Raw genomic sequence first — 15,396 nt, forward strand, 5'->3', positions numbered from 1 at the left:
ACGTCTCCGGACGCCGGGAGCAGCTGAGCGTGGCCCGCGTCGATCCCGCCGTCGCCGCGGCGCGCAACGCGGTGCGGGCGGTGCTGGCGCCGCTCGGACCGGACGAGCTCGTGCTCGTCGCCTGCTCCGGTGGTGCCGACAGCCTCGCGCTCGCCGCGTCGCTGGCGGCCGAGGCCCGGCGGGTCGGGCGCTCCGTGCGGTCCCGCGGGTACGCGGTGCGGGCGGGGGCCGTGGTGGTCGACCACGGGCTCCAGGCCGGGTCCGCCCAGGTGGCGGCGCGGGCGGCCGAGCAGTGCCGCGCCCTAGGCCTCGACCCCGTGGTGGTCCGGGACGCCGACTGGTCGAGCGGCGCGGGCGGGCCCGAGGCGGCCGCCCGGGACGCCCGGTACGCCGCGCTGGAGGCGTATGCCGCCGAGGCCGGCGCGACCCGGGTGCTGCTGGGGCACACCCTCGACGACCAGGCGGAACAGGTCCTGCTCGGGCTCGCCCGAGGCGCCGGTGCCCGGTCGCTCGCCGGGATGCCGCGCGAGCGGGGGATCTTTCACCGGCCGTTCCTCGGGCTCCGGCGCGCACAGACCGAGGCGGTGTGCGCGGCGTCGGGCCTGGAGTTCTGGACCGACCCGACCAACCTGCTGCCCCCCGGCGACCGCACCTCGCCAACCCGGGTTCAGCACGGGGCAACGGACCGGTCTCCCGGGCCGTTCACGCCGCTGCGCTCGCAGGTGCGCGGACGCGTGCTGCCGGTGCTCGAGGACACCCTCGGCCCCGGCGTCGTCGAGGCTCTGGGACGCAGCGCGGACCAGCTGCGCGATGACGCGGACCTGCTGGACGCCCTCGCCGCGGGGCTCCTCGACGAGGCCCGCACCGACCCGGCAGCCCAGGCGGCACAGGGCATGGGCACTCCCGGCGGGCCGACGGCGGGGGAGGGTGACCCCGGGCTCGTCCTCGACGCCGGGGTCCTGGAGCGGGCCCATCCGGCACTCCGGCGCCGGGCCCTCCGGCTCGCCGCCCTCGCGATCGGCTGCAAGCCGACGGACACCACCGCGCGGCACGTCGACGCGCTGGACGCACTCGTCGTGTCATGGAGCGGTCAAGGCCCCGTCCACCTCCCGGGCGGCGCACGGGGCCGTCGTGCGTGTGGCAGTCTTTTCCTGCGCGCCGCGCCGACCGGTATCTCGGACGGTGGGACCGGCGCCCGGCCCCCCAGCACAACTCAGGAGTAACTCGTGGACCAGTCCGACGTCGGACCCGACCTCGCAGAGATCCTGCTCTCCGAGGAGCAGCTCACCAAGAAGCTCGACGAGCTGGCAGCCCAGATCGACGCGGACTACGCGGGCAAGGACCTGCTCCTCGTCGGCGTGCTCAAGGGCGCGGTGATGGTGATGGCGGACCTGTCGCGCCGCCTGCACCACAAGGTCCAGATGGACTGGATGGCGGTGTCGTCGTACGGCTCGGGCACCAAGTCCTCCGGCGTCGTCCGCATCCTCAAGGACCTCGACGCGGACCTGACGGGTCGCAACGTGATCATCGTCGAGGACATCATCGACTCGGGCCTGACCCTGTCCTGGCTCGTGTCGAACCTGCGCTCGCGGGGCCCGGAATCTGTGGAGATCGCCGCCATGCTGCGCAAGCCGGACGCCGCACAGGCCGACGTCGACGTGAAGTACCTGGGCTACGACATCCCCAACGAGTTCGTCGTGGGCTACGGCCTCGACTACGCGGAGAACTATCGCAACCTGCCGTTCGTTGCCACCCTGGCACCGCACGTCTACGGAGGCTGATCCACTCAGCGCCGCTCGACTCCGCGGATGCCCATCCCGGGCGGTTCGTCACGTCTGGGCGAGGTGTGGCCCAGGCATCACATGCTCTGGGCGAACACTCGGGGCTCCTGTCAGGGAGACCATGTAGTTTCGACGGAAACATACTGCGCGAGCGGAGGGAAACGGGGCTCGGTCCCCGTCGCCGATGAAGAACATCAAGAAGCTTCTGAGCGGGCCTGTCATCTGGATCCTGGTCGCACTGGTCGTGGTGACACTGGCCATCTCGGCTCTGAACCAGCCCAATGTCTCGCGAATCGAGACATCACAGGGCATCGATCTGCTGAGCGGCAGCACGGTCGAGCACGCCCTCATGGTCGACGGCGAGCAGCGGGTCGAGCTCAAGCTCTCCAAGGCGTACTCGTCGACCGAGGGTGAGGGCGACAGCGCCGAGAAGGTCGACCACGGCAAGACCGTCGAGTTCTTCTACACGCTGCCCCAGGGCGACCGGGTAGAGGACGCCATAGTGAAGTCGGACCCGGCCGACGGCTTCGACTCGGAGGTGCCGCAGCCCAGCTTCTGGTCCTCCATGCTGTCGGTGCTGATCCCGTTCCTCCTGATCGGTGTCGTGTTCTGGTTCCTGCTCTCGCGGGCCCAGGGCGGCGGCAACCGGGTCATGGGCTTCGGCAAGTCCAAGGCCAAGCTGGCCAGCAAGGACACCCCGCAGGTGACCTTCGCGGACGTCGCGGGCGCCGACGAGGCGGTGGAGGAGCTCCAGGAGATCAAGGAGTTCCTCGCCGAGCCGGCCAAGTTCCAGGCGGTGGGCGCGAAGATCCCCAAGGGCGTGCTGCTGTACGGCCCGCCCGGTACGGGTAAGACGCTGATCGCGCGCGCCGTCGCCGGTGAGGCCGGCGTGCCGTTCTACTCGATCTCCGGCTCGGACTTCGTCGAGATGTTCGTCGGCGTGGGCGCCAGCCGTGTCCGCGACCTGTTCGAGCAGGCCAAGCAGAACTCGCCGGCGATCATCTTCGTCGACGAGATCGACGCCGTAGGCCGGCACCGCGGTGCGGGCATGGGCGGCGGGCACGACGAGCGCGAGCAGACGCTGAACCAGATGCTCGTCGAGATGGACGGCTTCGACGTCAAGACGAACGTCATCCTGATCGCCGCGACCAACCGTCCCGACATCCTCGACCCCGCCCTGCTGCGCCCGGGCCGCTTCGACCGTCAGGTCGCCGTGGAGGCCCCGGACCTCAAGGGCCGCGAGGCGATCCTCAACGTGCACGCGCAGGGCAAGCCGATGGTCCCCGAGGTCGACCTCGAGGCCGTCGCCCGCCGCACGCCCGGCTTCACGGGTGCGGACCTGGCGAACGTGCTCAACGAGGCCGCGCTGCTCACCGCCCGCAGCGGCGCACAGCTCATCGACGACCGTGCCCTGGACGAGGCCATCGACCGCGTGGTGGCCGGCCCGCAGAAGCGCACGCGCGTCATGAACGTCAAGGAACAGAAGATCACCGCGTACCACGAGGGCGGGCACGCCCTGGTCGCCGCGGCGATGCGCTACACGGACCCCGTGACCAAGGTGACGATCCTGCCGCGCGGTCGCGCGCTGGGCTACACCATGGTCATGCCGCTCGAGGACAAGTACTCGACCACTCGCAACGAGCTGCTCGACCAGCTCGCGTACGCGATGGGCGGCCGTGTGGCCGAGGAGATCGTCTTCCACGACCCCACGACCGGTGCCTCGAACGACATCGAGAAGGCCTCGGCCATCGCTCGCAAGATGGTCACCGAGTACGGCATGAGCGAGCGGGTCGGCGCCATCAAGCTCGGCACGAGCGCCGGTGAGCCGTTCCTGGGCCGCGACTACGGGCACGAGCGGGACTACTCGGAGTCGGTAGCGAGCACCATCGACGACGAGGTCCGCAAGCTCGTCGACGCGGCGCACGACGAGGCGTGGGAGGTACTGAGCCAGTACCGCGACGTGCTCGACGAGCTGGTGCTGGGTCTGCTCGAGAAGGAGACGCTGAACCAGAAGGAGCTCGCGGAGGTCTTCCGCGCCGTCGAGAAGCGCCCCGCACGCGACGTCTGGCTGTCCAGCGAGCAGCGTTCGGTGCACACGCGTGGTCCCGTGCTGACGCCCAAGGAGCTGGCGGCCCAGAACGGGCACTCCGTCGTCCCGCAGGACGAGGCGGTGCTGGACCCGGCGCCGCCGGCACCCATGGATCCGCCGAACTAAGACCGGAGCACCACCTATGACCGACAGGTCGATCACCCCTGTGGTTACGCCCGTGCGGCGCGCGGCGGACGTTCCGCCGTACGACGCCGCACGGGCCGAGGCGGCCGTGCGGGAGCTGCTCCTCGCCGTCGGCGAGGACCCCGAGCGCGAGGGCCTGCGGGAGACGCCGGCCCGCGTCGCGCGGGCGTACAAGGAGATCTTCGCCGGCCTGCGGCAGGAGCCCGAGGACGTCCTGACGACCACGTTCGACCTCGGGCACGAGGAGATGGTGCTGGTCAAGGACATCGAGGTGTACTCGACCTGCGAGCACCACCTCGTGCCGTTCCACGGCGTGGCGCACGTCGGCTACATCCCCAACGTGGACGGCCGCATCACGGGCCTGAGCAAGCTGGCCCGGCTCGTCGAGGTCTTCGCGCGCCGTCCCCAGGTGCAGGAGCGGATGACCACCCAGATCGCGGACTCCCTGGTCGAGATCCTCGAGCCGCGGGGTGTGCTCGTGGTGGTCCAGTGCGAGCACCTGTGCATGTCCATGCGTGGCGTGCGCAAGCCGGGCTCGCGAACCATCACCTCCGCGGTGCGCGGAGTCATGCGTGACGGCGCGACCCGGGCCGAGGCGATGAGCCTCATCCTCGGGAAGTGACGGTTCCCACCGTGCACCATCCGACCCGGGATGCCCAGGTGATCGGCCTGCCGGAGCTCTCCGGCGTGGGCCGGACCCTGGTGATGGGTGTTGTGAATGTCACCCCGGACTCGTTCTCGGACGGCGGGGAGTGGTTCGAGCCGTCGGCCGCCGTCGCCCACGGGCTGGAGCTGCTCGGCGAGGGTGCGGACATCCTGGACGTGGGCGGGGAGTCCACGCGGCCCGGCGCGGTGCGGGTCCCGCAGGAGCAGGAACTGGCTCGCGTGCTCCCCGTGATCGAACGGCTGGCCGCGCACGGCGCGGTCGTGAGCGTGGACACCACGCGGGCGGCCGTCGCCGAACGGGCGGTGGCGGCGGGGGCCCGCATGGTGAACGACGTCTCCGGTGGCCTCGCGGACCCGGAGATGGGCCGCGCGGTCGCCGAGACCGGCGCCGCGTACGTGGCGATGCACTGGCGAGGGCACGCCGACGTCATGGACGACCGGCAGGAGTACGACGACGTCGTCGCCGACGTCCGGGACGAGCTCGCCGCCCGCATGGCCGCCCTGCACGACGACGGCGTCCGGTCCGAGCAGCTGATCCTCGATCCGGGGCTCGGCTTCGCCAAGGCGGGGGCGCTGAACTGGCCGCTGCTGGCCCACCTGGACGTCCTGTACCAGCTGGGCCGTCCCGTGCTGGTCGGCGCGTCCCGCAAGCGGTTCCTCGGCCACCTGCTCGCGGACTCGGCCGGGCACATGGCGGCGCCGCGCGCCCGGGACGACGCGACTGCCGCGATCTCCGCCCTGTCGGCCGCCGCGGGCGCCTGGTGCGTCCGGGTGCACACGGTCCGGGCGAGTGCCGATGCCGTCAAGGTCGCGGCTGCTTGGACCACGGCGAGCGACAGGCCCCGGGTAGGGTCACCGGGTACCTCTCCCCGATCCGCACCGGAGGCATTGACTTCCACCGTGGCCTTGACCACAGAATCATGGACTGTCGGGGAACAGGGCATACCGGCCTGGCAGGATTCCGGTGCACACGAAGACGACGGGAGGAGACCACGGTGACCACAGCGTTCGGAACGGGCGTCACAGGCCCGGACGGCCGGTCGCTGGACCAGGTCCAGCTGACAGGCGTGAGCGCGCGGGGGTACCACGGTGTGCTGCCGTCGGAACGACAGACCGGCCAGGAGTTCCGGGCCGACGTCGTGCTCTACCTCGACACTCGCCCGGCTGCGGCCGGCGACGACCTCGCGCAGACGGTGAGCTATGCGGACGTGGCGCAGGACGTCCACGACATCCTGGCGGGTGAGCCCGTAGACCTCGTCGAGACGGTTGCCGAGCGCATCGCGGCCGCGGTGCTGGCCCGGCCGCAGGTCGAGGCGGTGGACGTTCGCGTGCACAAGCCGCAGGCACCCATCCCGGTGCCGTTCGCCGACGTCGAGGTGGCGATCCGGCGCGACCGCGTTCGGATGCCCGTCGTGGCCGCGCCCGCGACGACTGCCGACTCCGCCGACACGTCCCTCATGACCGGTCCGGGATCGGTCGCCGTGTCTGCCGACCTCCTCGGCTACGAGGCCGAGCCGCGGGACACGTTCCCGGCGAGCTCGCCCACCGACTCGTGGAACGAGGCAGCGGAGCAGGCGCGCAGCGACTCGGACAGCGCGCCGTTCGTCGGCGAGCTCGAGCCGCAGGACCTCGAGCCCGTCAGCCGCCCGGCGCACGACGAGCCCGCGCCGTTCGAGCGCGAGCCGTACGAGCCCTACCAGCCCGAGCCCGCCGAGGCGGCGCCGCTGCGGGCCGAGGCGTTCGAGCCGGAGCCGCTCGTGTCGCGGGTCCCGTCCTCGATAGCACCCGCACCGGTCGGCGACGCCCCCGAGCCGCTCCCGGTGCCCGAGCTCATCGCACCCGAGCCGCTCCAGGTGATCCCGGCCGCGTGGGAGCTGCAGCCCGAGGCCTCGGCTCAGGCCGAGCAGCGGGACCAGCTCGGCCAGGAGCCGACGTTCCGGCCGGACGAGAAGTTCCTGCCGGAGCAGGCCTTCGAGCCGGTCCAGCAGTACGAGTCGGTCCAGGGCCTCGACCAGAGGCGCGACCAGCCGATCGGCTTCGAGCAGCAGCAGTACGACCAGTTCACGCCGCAGTCGGAGCCCGCTCAGCCCGAGCCGCAGCCGTTCGAGCAGGCGCAGTCCTTTGACCCGCCTCAGTCGTTCGAGCAGCCTCAGTCGTTCGACCAGCCGCAGCCCTTCGAGCAGGCCGGCTACGAGCCGCAGGGCTACGAGCAGCCGGCGTCGCAGTTCGAGCAGCCGCAGCGGCTCGAACCGCAGCAGAACCAGTACGACCAGCTGTTCGAGCAGCAGCAGCAGTACGACCAGGGCGGCACGGAGACGACCCGCGTGTCGGCGGCGGTCCCCGACTCCGCCGTCGGACAGCCGGAGCAGTACGCGTCCGAGCAGTACCAGGCGGAGCCGCGCGACCGGTTCGACGAGGTGCCTGCCGGGTACGTGGACGTGGTCATCGCGATCGGCGCCAACCTGGGTGACCCGCAGGCGACCATGCGGTCCGCGGTCGCCGAGCTGGACCGCATGTCCGGCCTGCAGATCACTGACGTGTCGCCGCTGGCCCGCACGGCCGCCGTCGGCGGACCCGAGGAGCAGCCCGACTACCTCAACGCGGTGCTGCTGGCCCGCACCACGCTCTCGGCGCGCGGGCTCCTGCAGCTCTGCCAGGAGGTCGAGAACGTGCACGGCCGTACCCGCGAGGAGCGCTGGGGACCGCGCACGCTGGACGTCGACGTCATCACGTACGGCAACCTGACGGATGCCGCCGAGGACCTCGAGGTGCCCCACCCCCGCGCGCACGAGCGGGCATTCGTCCTCGAGCCGTGGTCGCAGATCGCGCCCGACGCGGTGCTGCCCGGCCTGGGCGGTGGCCCCGTGGCCCAGCTCGCGGCCACGGCGCCCGACCGGGCCGGCATCCGCTGGCTCGCGCTCGACTGGCTGACCGACCCGGAGCCGGAGCAGGGTGGCGGACCCACCGGCTCGAACCATCCGGCGGTGTCCGACGACGGTGGCAGCACCGGCCAGGACTCCCACTCCGCCGAGATGCCACCGGCCCTGCCGCCCTCGGTCCCGCCGAGCGGCCGACCGCCGGTCCTGCCGGCAGGTCCCGTGGTCGAGGTCCCCGGTGGTGGGCACCCGCAGGGGCACCACAGCGGTCAGGTCGAACTCGATCGTCAGCCGCAGCCTGCTGCCCCCCAGCAGGAGGCGTACCCGGCCGCGCCGCATCCGCAGAGCTTCTCCAGCGGGCCGGTGCCCGGCGGTGGCGGCTCCGTGCCGATCCCGCAGGCGGCGTCCGCCGGCCCGTTCGGCGCGCCGCCGGCCGGGATGCCGGTCAACGGTCTGGCGGTCCCGCCGCCGGAGGAGGCGCTCGTCCCCGCGCCGCAGGCACCCATCGCGCCCCGCGCGGTGCGGGACACCGCGCACGAGGCGCCGGCGCACGAGCTGCTGCCGCCCGCGCAGTCGCAGGCCAAGCCGGTGTTCGCACCGGTGAACCCGTCGCGCCAGCAGAGCGGCGTGTTCCCGCCCTTGAACGGCGCACCGCAGGAGCCCGCCAACCCGCTCTTCGCCCCGGTCGGCGGGCCGCCGACCGGGCAGCCCGACCAGGTGCCGAACGGGCACGTCAACGGTCAGCCGAACGGGCAGCCCAACGGTCAGCAGGACGCCTACGACAACGACCACACGGTGATCCGCGTGCCGGGGTTCGTCGCCGAACAGCGTGCCGCTGCGTCGGACGGTCCGATCGACTCGGTCCCCTCGTGGGTTCCGGTAAGGGACGAGCGGGGGCGCGACGCCTGACATGCGCAGAACGCCGATCGGGTCCCTGATCGCAGTTCTCGTCGCCGTCGCGATCGTCGGCTGGCTCGTGCTGCGCGCCCTCGAGGCGCGCAGCGTGTACCTGCCGGTCGTGCCGTGGCTGGTCGACGTGGCGATCCTCGCGCTGGCCGGGGCCGTGTTCTGGTCGGGCTGGACCGTGCGCTCGTACCAGAAGGGCAAGCGGCCATCGCTCGACGGGCTCCGGGCCGCCCGGACGCTCGTCCTGGCCAAGGCCGCCGCGCTGACGGGTGCGCTGCTCGGCGGCTGGTACCTCGCGCAGGTCCTGGTGGTGCTGGGAGACCTTGCCATCGAGCCCCGGCGCGACCGTGCCGTAGCCGCCGGTATCGCAGTGCTGTGCTCGGTGGGGCTCTCCGTGGTGGGTCTGGTCGTGGAGAAGTTCTGCGAGCTGCCGCCGTCCGACAAGGACCGCGCCAGCTCCGACGAGGGCGAGTCTCCGGCCCCGGCTTGAGGTATCGGTGTCGAGGGCTTGCCCTCTGCGGAACAATGGCCATCATGACCAGCCCCTTCGAACCGCACGACGTGACCTGGAGCCGCGTGTCCCCGCGTCTCGTGACGGCCATGTTGGTGCCGGCCACCATCACCCTCGGCATACCCGCGATCGTCGGCGTAGTGCTCGCCGTGACGGTCAGTCCCTGGTTCTGGCTCCTCGCAGGCTTCCCTGCCCTGTTCCTGGTGTGGTCGATCCTCCTGGTCCCGCGCCAGGTGAGGGCCATCGGCTACGCCGAGCGCGACAACGATCTCCTCATCCGCAAGGGGGTCATGTTCAAGTCGATGGTCGTGGTGCCGTACGGCCGGATGCAGTACGTGGACGTCGAGGCAGGGCCGCTTGACCGCAAGCTGGGCCTGGCGAAGGTCCAGCTCCACACGGCATCCGTCGGTACCGACGCCCAGATCCCTGGTCTGCCGCCGGACGAGGCGGCGCGCCTGCGCGACCGTCTTGCGTCCCGTGGTGAGGCCCGTCTGGCGGGGCTGTGAGCACGCCCGAGGGCGGCCTCGACAAGATCGACCAGCCCGGCGTGGCCGCCGGCCGGCAGGACGAACCCGGCCAGCCGGAGGCCGAGAACCTGGACTGGCGGCGTGTGCACCCGGTCACGCCACTGGTCCGGGGCTGGGCAGTGGTCGGTGCGGCCATCGTGATCCTCGGCCAGCAGAGCCTCGACGGCGGGCCGCGCGGTGGCCTCATCGCCCTCATCTCCAGCGAGTACTGGTGGACCCTCTTCGTCGCGCTCGCCGCCATCGCGCTGGTGGGGTGGGGCTACTCGGTGCTGGCCTGGCGCATGACCACCTACGCCATCGGCGAGGAGACCGTGCACCTGCGGCGCGGCATCCTGTTCCGCCAGCAGCGGCACGCCCGCCTGGACCGGCTCCAGTCGGTGGACATCCGGCAGCCGCTCGTGGCGCGCTTCTTCGGCCTGTGCGAACTGACCCTGGAGACCGCCGGCGGCACCGACTCCGGCATCGCCATCGGCTTCCTCAAGGGGTCCGACGCCGACGAGCTCCGCGCCGAGCTCCTCGCCCGCGCTGCGGGCCTCAAGGTGGCCAGGACCGGCCCGGCCGCCGGTGCGCGCACCCAGCCGGTGCCGGGCGTGGTGCCCGCCCCGGCCGGCACCACGCCCCAGGACCAGGCGCTCGACGCCGGGCCGCGGGACGCGACCCAGGATGCCGCCGCACCCGCAGAAGGGCCGGAGGCGTCGCCGTACGGACCGGCGGCACCGGTGAGCCTCGAGGCGCCCCAGGTCCCCGTGCTCAGCGTGCCCCTGGGCCGGCTGATCGCCTCGGTCGTGCGGTCCGGGGCCATGATCACGCTGGTGCTGTGGGCGCTGGCCGTGCTGGTGGTCATGATCGCGACCGGCGAGTTCGCCGTCATGTCCGCGTCGCTACCCGCGGTCCTGGGCGCCGGCGGGTACCTGTTCGGCCGGCTCACGGGCGAGTTCGACTTCCGGGTGGCCATCTCGCCCGACGGCGTCCGGCTGCGGCACGGGATGCTCGAGACGCGCTCCCAGACCATCCCGCCCGGCCGCGTGCAGGCGGTACGACTCGTGCAGAGCGTGCTGTGGCGCGGGCGCGACTGGTGGCGCGTGCAGGTCAACGTCGCGGGCTACGGCGGCGAGAGCGAGGAGAAGAACAGCGTGCTCCTGCCGGTCGGCACCCGTGAGGAGGCGCTCACGGTGCTCTCCCTGGTGCTGCCCGACCTCGGCGTCGACGAGCCACGCCGGATCCTCGACGCGGGGCTGGACGGCGACTCCCGGACCGAGAGCTCGTACGTCACGGCCTCCCGGCGGACGCGCATACTGGATCCGGTGGCATGGCGCCGCAACGGGTTCGCCGTGACCGGTCGCGCCCTCCTGATGCGCCGGGGCCGCATGGTGAAGATCCTTGACGTGGTGCCGCACGAGCGGACGCAGTCGCTGGGTCTGAGCCAGGGCCCGTGGCAGCGCAGGCTGGGCGTCGCGTCGTTCCAGGTGCACTCCACGCAGGGTCCGGTGCAGCCTGAGGTGCCGCACCTCGACGCCGCCGACGCCGCCCAGCTCATGGCGGAGCAGGCCATGCGGGCCCGCACGGCACGCGCTGCGGCCGGCCCGGAACGATGGATGGAGAGACAGGGTGAGTGACCGGTGATGTCCCGTGACTGAATCCGCAGATCCGGGCCGGCGGCCCGGCAGGCTCGGCGTCGGCGTGATCGGCGCGGGACGCGTCGGTGCGGTGCTCGGCAGCGCCCTGCGCGCCGCGGGTCACGCCGTCGTCGGCGCGAGCGGGATCTCCGAGGACTCCCGGGAGCGCATCGAGACGCTCCTGCCGGGCGTCCCCAACCTCGAGGTGCCCGACGTCGTCGAGCGCGCCGAGCTCGTGCTCCTCGCGGTGCCCGACGACGCCCTGGGCCCTCTGGTCGCCGGCCTCGCCGAGACCGGTGCCTGGCAGCCCGGCCAGCTCGCGATCCACACGTCGGGCCGCTACGGGACAGCCGTCCTGGAGCCCGCCCGCCTGGGCGGCGCGATCCCGCTCGCCGTGCACCCCGCCATGACGTTCTCGGGCACGTCGCTCGACCTGGCCCGCCTGGAGGGCTGCACGTTCGCCGTGACCGGTCCGGCGCCGGTGCTGCCGATCGGGCAGGCGCTGGTGGTCGAGATCGGCGGCGAGCCCGTGATCGTCGACGAGCGGCTCCGCGGGCTGTATCACGCGGGCCTCTCGCACGGCGCGAACCACCTGGTGGTGCTCGTCGCGCAGGCCGCACAGGCGCTGGAGGCCGCAGGGATCGAGGCGCCCGGCAGGGTGCTGGCACCGCTGCTCACGGCGGCGCTCGAGTCGGCCACGCGGTCGGCCGACGCGCGGGACGGCATGGGGCCGGGGGCTATCGCCGCCCTCACCGGGCCGGTCTCGCGGGGCGACGTCGGTACCGTGCGCCGCCATCTGACCGAGCTCAGCGCACTTGCCGCCGCCAGCGGCGCCACCGACGTGCCGGACAGCTACACAGAGCTCGCCCGCGGGGCCACCCGCCGCGCGCTCGCGAGCCACCGCATCAACGACTCCACCGCACAGAACCTGCTGGACGCGCTGGACAGTGCGACGGGAGAGTCGCGCGCAGAAAGGAACACGCAGTGAGCACCGAGGCCATCACCCCGACCGACACCCCGCTCGGCACCCAGACCGGGACGGAGTCCGCGCGGCGCACGCCGCACGTGGTCCGCACCCGCTCCGAGCTGCGGGACGCGCAGATGCGCTGGGCGATCACGGGCCCGTCCGGGCTCGACGCGGAACCCGGCAGGCGAGCGGTGGTCATGACCATGGGCGCGCTGCACGACGGGCACCTGGAGCTCGTGCGCCGGGCGCGCGCGGAGGCCGGCCCGAACGGCCAGGTGATCGTCACCATCTTCGTCAACCCGCTGCAGTTCGGCGCGGGCGAGGACCTGGCGACCTACCCGCGTGACCTGGACGGCGACGTCGCCAAGCTGGCCGGCGTCGGGGCCGACATCGTCTTCGCGCCCACGCCCGACGTCGTCTACCCGGACGGCGACCCCGTGGTGCGGGTCTCCGCCGGGCGCATCGGCGAGGTGCTGGAGGGCGAGCACCGCCCCGGGCACCTGGACGGGGTGCTGACGGTGGTGCTCAAGCTGATGCACCTGGTGCGGCCCGACGTCGCGCTGTTCGGCGAGAAGGACGCCCAGCAGCTCCTTGCGGTGCGCCGGATGGTGCGCGACCTGGAGGTGTCGGTAGAGGTGGTGGGCGTCCCGACGGTGCGCGAGGGCGACGGCCTCGCGATGTCCTCGCGCAACGCCTACCTGTCCGCCGACGAGCGCGAGCAGGCCCTGGCGCTGTCGCGTGCGCTGCGTGCGGGCGCCGCGGCCGCGGGCCGTGGCGCGACGGGTGTGATCAACGCCGCCCGCCAGGTGCTGGACGAGGCCGACGGCGTCGTGATCGACTACCTCGCGCTCGTCGATCCGGTGACCGTGGACGCGGTGACCGACGACTTCTCCGGCCATGCGCTGCTGCTCGTGGCCGCACGGGTGGGTACCACCCGCCTGATCGACAACCAGGCCGTCGAGGTCTCGCCAGACCAGAGGTAACGCCATGAGCTCCACCGAGCACCGCCCGCCCGTCGGCCGCCCCGCATCGTTGCAGCGGCCGATGATGATCGCGAAGATCCACCGCGCCACCGTGACGCAGGCGGACCTGCACTACGTCGGGTCCATCACCGTCGACGCCGACCTGCTCGACGCCGCCGACCTGATCCCCGGCCAGCAGGTCGACGTCGTCGACGTGACCAACGGGGCCCGGCTGACCACCTACGTGATCCCCGGCGAGCCCGGCTCGGGCCAGATCTGCATCAACGGCGCCGCCGCCCACCTGGTCAGCCCCGGCGACGTCGTCATCCTGATCGCGTACGGCATGCTCTCGGACCACGACGCGCGGACCTTCCTGCCGAACGTCGTGTTCGTCGACGAGAAGAACCGCATCGTCGAGCTGAGCGACGAGCCCGGGCACGTGCCCGACGGCTACGGCCTGGAGGAGAGCGGCCTGCCGATCGAGCCGTTCCAGCAGGCCGGCCTGGTGCGCACGGCGTCGGGCCGAGCGTGAGCGGCACTGGACCGCGCCTCTTCCGCTCCCTCGCCGCCCCGGCACCCGGCTGGACCGCGGAGGCCGACGCGATAGTCGTCGGCTCCGGCATCGCCGGGCTGACGGCGGCGCTCGAGCTGCGCACGCACGTACCGCGGGTGCTGCTCGTGACGAAGGGCAGGCTCCTGTCGGGGTCGACGGTGTGGGCGCAGGGCGGGATCGCCGCCGCGCTCGACCCGTCGGACTCGCCGGAGGCGCACCTCGCGGACACGCTCGCCGCGGGCGGCGGCCTGTCGGACCCGGACGCCGTACAGGTGCTGGTCACCGAGGGCCCGGAGCGCGTGCGCGAGCTCGTGGCGCGCGGCGCGGTCTTCGACAAGGCGGCCGACGGCGACATCGCGCTCACCCGCGAGGGCGGCCACCGCGCGGACCGGATCGCGCACGCCGGCGGGGACGCCACCGGCGCCGAGATCTCCCGGGCGCTCGTGGCGCAGATCGAGGCGGTCCGGCACGACCCGGGCATCGAGGTCGTGGAGAACGCCCTGGTGCTGGACGTGCTGACGACCTTGGATGGTCGAGCCTGCGGCGTGACCCTGCACGTGCGGGGCACGGGCTCGCGGGACGGCGTCGGCGCGGTGCTGGCCCCCGCCGTCGTGCTGGCGACCGGCGGGATCGGGCAGGTATTCCGCTCCTCGACCAACCCGGCGGGCGCGACGGGCGACGGCATCGCCGCTGCGCTCCGGGCCGGTGCGGTGCTCGGCGACCTGGAGTTCGTCCAGTTCCACCCGACGGTCCTGTGGCTGGGTACCGGCGCGAAGGGGCAGGTGCCCCTCATCTCGGAGGCCGTGCGCGGCGAGGGCGCCCTCCTGCTCGACGTCGACGGGCACCGGTTCATGCCGGCGGTGCACGAGATGGCGGAGCTGGCGCCGCGGGACGTCGTCGCGCACGCGATAGTGCGGCAGATGGCCGCCACCGGGGCCGACAACGTGCTGCTCGACGCCCGCCACCTGGGCCGCGAGTTCCTGCGGACACGGTTCCCGACGATCAACGCGCGGCTGCTGGAGGCCGGCATCGACTGGTCCGAGGAGCCGGTACCCGTGGCGCCCGCCCAGCACTACCACTCGGGCGGCGTCGTGACCGACCTCGACGGGCGGTCCTCGGTGGACGGCCTGTACGCCGTCGGCGAGGTGGCGTGCACGGGCGTGCACGGGGCGAACCGGCTCGCGTCGAACTCGCTGCTGGAGGGCCTGGTGTTCGCCTTCCGCGCGGCGCGCGACGTCGCGGCCCGGTTCGACGCCGGCGAGCTCAAGCCTGGAGCGCCCGCCGAGCGTTCCGGCGGGTCAGGGCTGGTCGCGGCCGCCGCCCGGTCACGCATCCAGAAGGTGACGTCCGCGGGGTCCGGCGTGATCCGGTCCGCGCGCTCGCTCGCCGAGGTCGACGAGCGGCTCGCCGCCGTCCGCGCCGACGCGCACCTGGCGCCCGAGGTGGTGGCCGAACCCCAGGCCGCCGAGTGGGAGACCACCAACGTCTACCAGGTGGCCCGCGCCCTGACCCGGGCGGCCACGCTGCGCGAGGAGACCCGTGGCGGCCACTACCGCACGGACTTCCCGAAGCCGGAGGAGGAGTGGAGGCGCCGGGTCCAGATCTGGCTCGACGACGACGGGGTGCTCCAGGCCCGCTGACCGGGCCGAGTCCGGATGCGGCAGTGACTTCGGTCGCTTGCACGCGGTCCTGTACTGAGATCGGTCGCTTGCCTTGAGATCGGTCATTTGATGGACCGATCTCAAGGCGACCGACCGAAGTCACGAGCGGAGGCCAGCAACTGACCGAACTCGGCCGC

Annotated in this window: 13 protein-coding genes; all 13 read left to right on the plus strand. The window is 72.8% G+C overall.

The genetic code is table 11. The annotated features are described in order from the left end of the window. The first annotated feature begins 29 nt into the window (after window positions 1-29). The 13 genes from tilS (at window position 30) to ACFO6V_RS23590 (ending at window position 15,238) form a co-directional block, all read left to right on the plus strand. On the plus strand, window positions 30-1,223 hold the full coding sequence (gene tilS, locus ACFO6V_RS23530; protein ID WP_377140215.1) for a tRNA lysidine(34) synthetase TilS: 1,194 nt from the start codon (window positions 30-32) through the stop codon (window positions 1,221-1,223). A gap of 3 nt (window positions 1,224-1,226) precedes the next feature. Next, window positions 1,227-1,781: a hypoxanthine phosphoribosyltransferase gene (gene hpt / locus ACFO6V_RS23535; RefSeq protein WP_116677043.1), complete on the plus strand. Its 555-nt coding sequence runs from the start codon at window positions 1,227-1,229 to the stop codon at window positions 1,779-1,781. 184 nt (window positions 1,782-1,965) lie between these two features. Beyond that, window positions 1,966-3,996: an ATP-dependent zinc metalloprotease FtsH gene (gene ftsH / locus ACFO6V_RS23540; RefSeq protein WP_377140218.1), complete on the plus strand. Its 2,031-nt coding sequence runs from the start codon at window positions 1,966-1,968 to the stop codon at window positions 3,994-3,996. 16 nt (window positions 3,997-4,012) lie between these two features. After that, entirely contained in the window at window positions 4,013-4,636 is a 624-nt protein-coding gene (folE, locus tag ACFO6V_RS23545; protein ID WP_377140221.1) for a GTP cyclohydrolase I FolE, read from the plus strand. Between the two features lie 83 nt (window positions 4,637-4,719). After that, window positions 4,720-5,679 (plus strand): dihydropteroate synthase, encoded by a 960-nt coding sequence (gene folP, locus ACFO6V_RS23550; protein ID WP_377141147.1) that lies wholly within the window; start codon window positions 4,720-4,722, stop codon window positions 5,677-5,679. After that, complete coding sequence (gene folK, locus ACFO6V_RS23555) at window positions 5,676-8,465, plus strand: 2-amino-4-hydroxy-6-hydroxymethyldihydropteridine diphosphokinase (RefSeq protein WP_377140223.1); 2,790 nt, start codon at window positions 5,676-5,678, stop codon at window positions 8,463-8,465. The genes folP and folK overlap by 4 nt, the downstream gene beginning before the upstream one ends. A gap of 1 nt (window position 8,466) precedes the next feature. Further along, window positions 8,467-8,952 carry a DUF3180 domain-containing protein gene (locus ACFO6V_RS23560; protein WP_377140226.1) on the plus strand — a complete coding sequence of 162 codons (486 nt, stop codon included), beginning with the start codon at window positions 8,467-8,469 and terminating at the stop codon, window positions 8,950-8,952. A 35-nt stretch (window positions 8,953-8,987) separates the two neighbouring features. Next, window positions 8,988-9,479, plus strand: coding sequence for a PH domain-containing protein (locus ACFO6V_RS23565; RefSeq protein WP_377140228.1), 492 nt, complete (start codon window positions 8,988-8,990; stop codon window positions 9,477-9,479). Further along, complete coding sequence (locus ACFO6V_RS23570) at window positions 9,476-11,116, plus strand: PH domain-containing protein (RefSeq protein ID WP_377140231.1); 1,641 nt, start codon at window positions 9,476-9,478, stop codon at window positions 11,114-11,116. Before ACFO6V_RS23565 ends, ACFO6V_RS23570 begins: the two co-directional genes overlap by 4 nt. Before the next feature lie 13 nt (window positions 11,117-11,129). Continuing rightward, a complete protein-coding gene (locus ACFO6V_RS23575) occupies window positions 11,130-12,104 on the plus strand; it encodes a Rossmann-like and DUF2520 domain-containing protein (RefSeq protein ID WP_377140233.1) in 975 nt (324 codons plus the stop codon). Further along, window positions 12,101-13,066, plus strand: a complete 966-nt coding sequence (gene panC / locus ACFO6V_RS23580; protein WP_377140235.1) for a pantoate--beta-alanine ligase — start codon at window positions 12,101-12,103, stop codon at window positions 13,064-13,066. The genes ACFO6V_RS23575 and panC overlap by 4 nt, the downstream gene beginning before the upstream one ends. Before the next feature lie 4 nt (window positions 13,067-13,070). Beyond that, a complete protein-coding gene (gene panD / locus ACFO6V_RS23585) occupies window positions 13,071-13,577 on the plus strand; it encodes an aspartate 1-decarboxylase (RefSeq protein ID WP_377140238.1) in 507 nt (168 codons plus the stop codon). Beyond that, window positions 13,574-15,238 (plus strand): L-aspartate oxidase, encoded by a 1,665-nt coding sequence (locus ACFO6V_RS23590; protein ID WP_377140241.1) that lies wholly within the window; start codon window positions 13,574-13,576, stop codon window positions 15,236-15,238. Before panD ends, ACFO6V_RS23590 begins: the two co-directional genes overlap by 4 nt. The last annotated feature ends 158 nt before the right edge of the window (window positions 15,239-15,396 follow it).

The sequence above is a fragment of the Promicromonospora alba genome (assembly GCF_042654905.1).
Lineage (GTDB): Bacteria > Actinomycetota > Actinomycetes > Actinomycetales > Cellulomonadaceae > Promicromonospora > Promicromonospora alba.

What these genes read in the sequence shown, in the direction of transcription:
- panD (WP_377140238.1), top strand. Translation starts at nt 13,071, where the DNA reads ATGAGCTCCACCGAGCACCGCCCGCCCGTCGGCCGCCCCGCATCGTTG.
- folE (WP_377140221.1), top strand. Translation starts at nt 4,013, where the DNA reads ATGACCGACAGGTCGATCACCCCTGTGGTTACGCCCGTGCGGCGCGCG.
- ACFO6V_RS23565 (WP_377140228.1), top strand. Translation starts at nt 8,988, where the DNA reads ATGGCCATCATGACCAGCCCCTTCGAACCGCACGACGTGACCTGGAGC.
- ACFO6V_RS23560 (WP_377140226.1), top strand. Translation starts at nt 8,467, where the DNA reads ATGCGCAGAACGCCGATCGGGTCCCTGATCGCAGTTCTCGTCGCCGTC.
- ftsH (WP_377140218.1), top strand. Translation starts at nt 1,966, where the DNA reads ATGAAGAACATCAAGAAGCTTCTGAGCGGGCCTGTCATCTGGATCCTG.
- folP (WP_377141147.1), top strand. Translation starts at nt 4,720, where the DNA reads ATGGGTGTTGTGAATGTCACCCCGGACTCGTTCTCGGACGGCGGGGAG.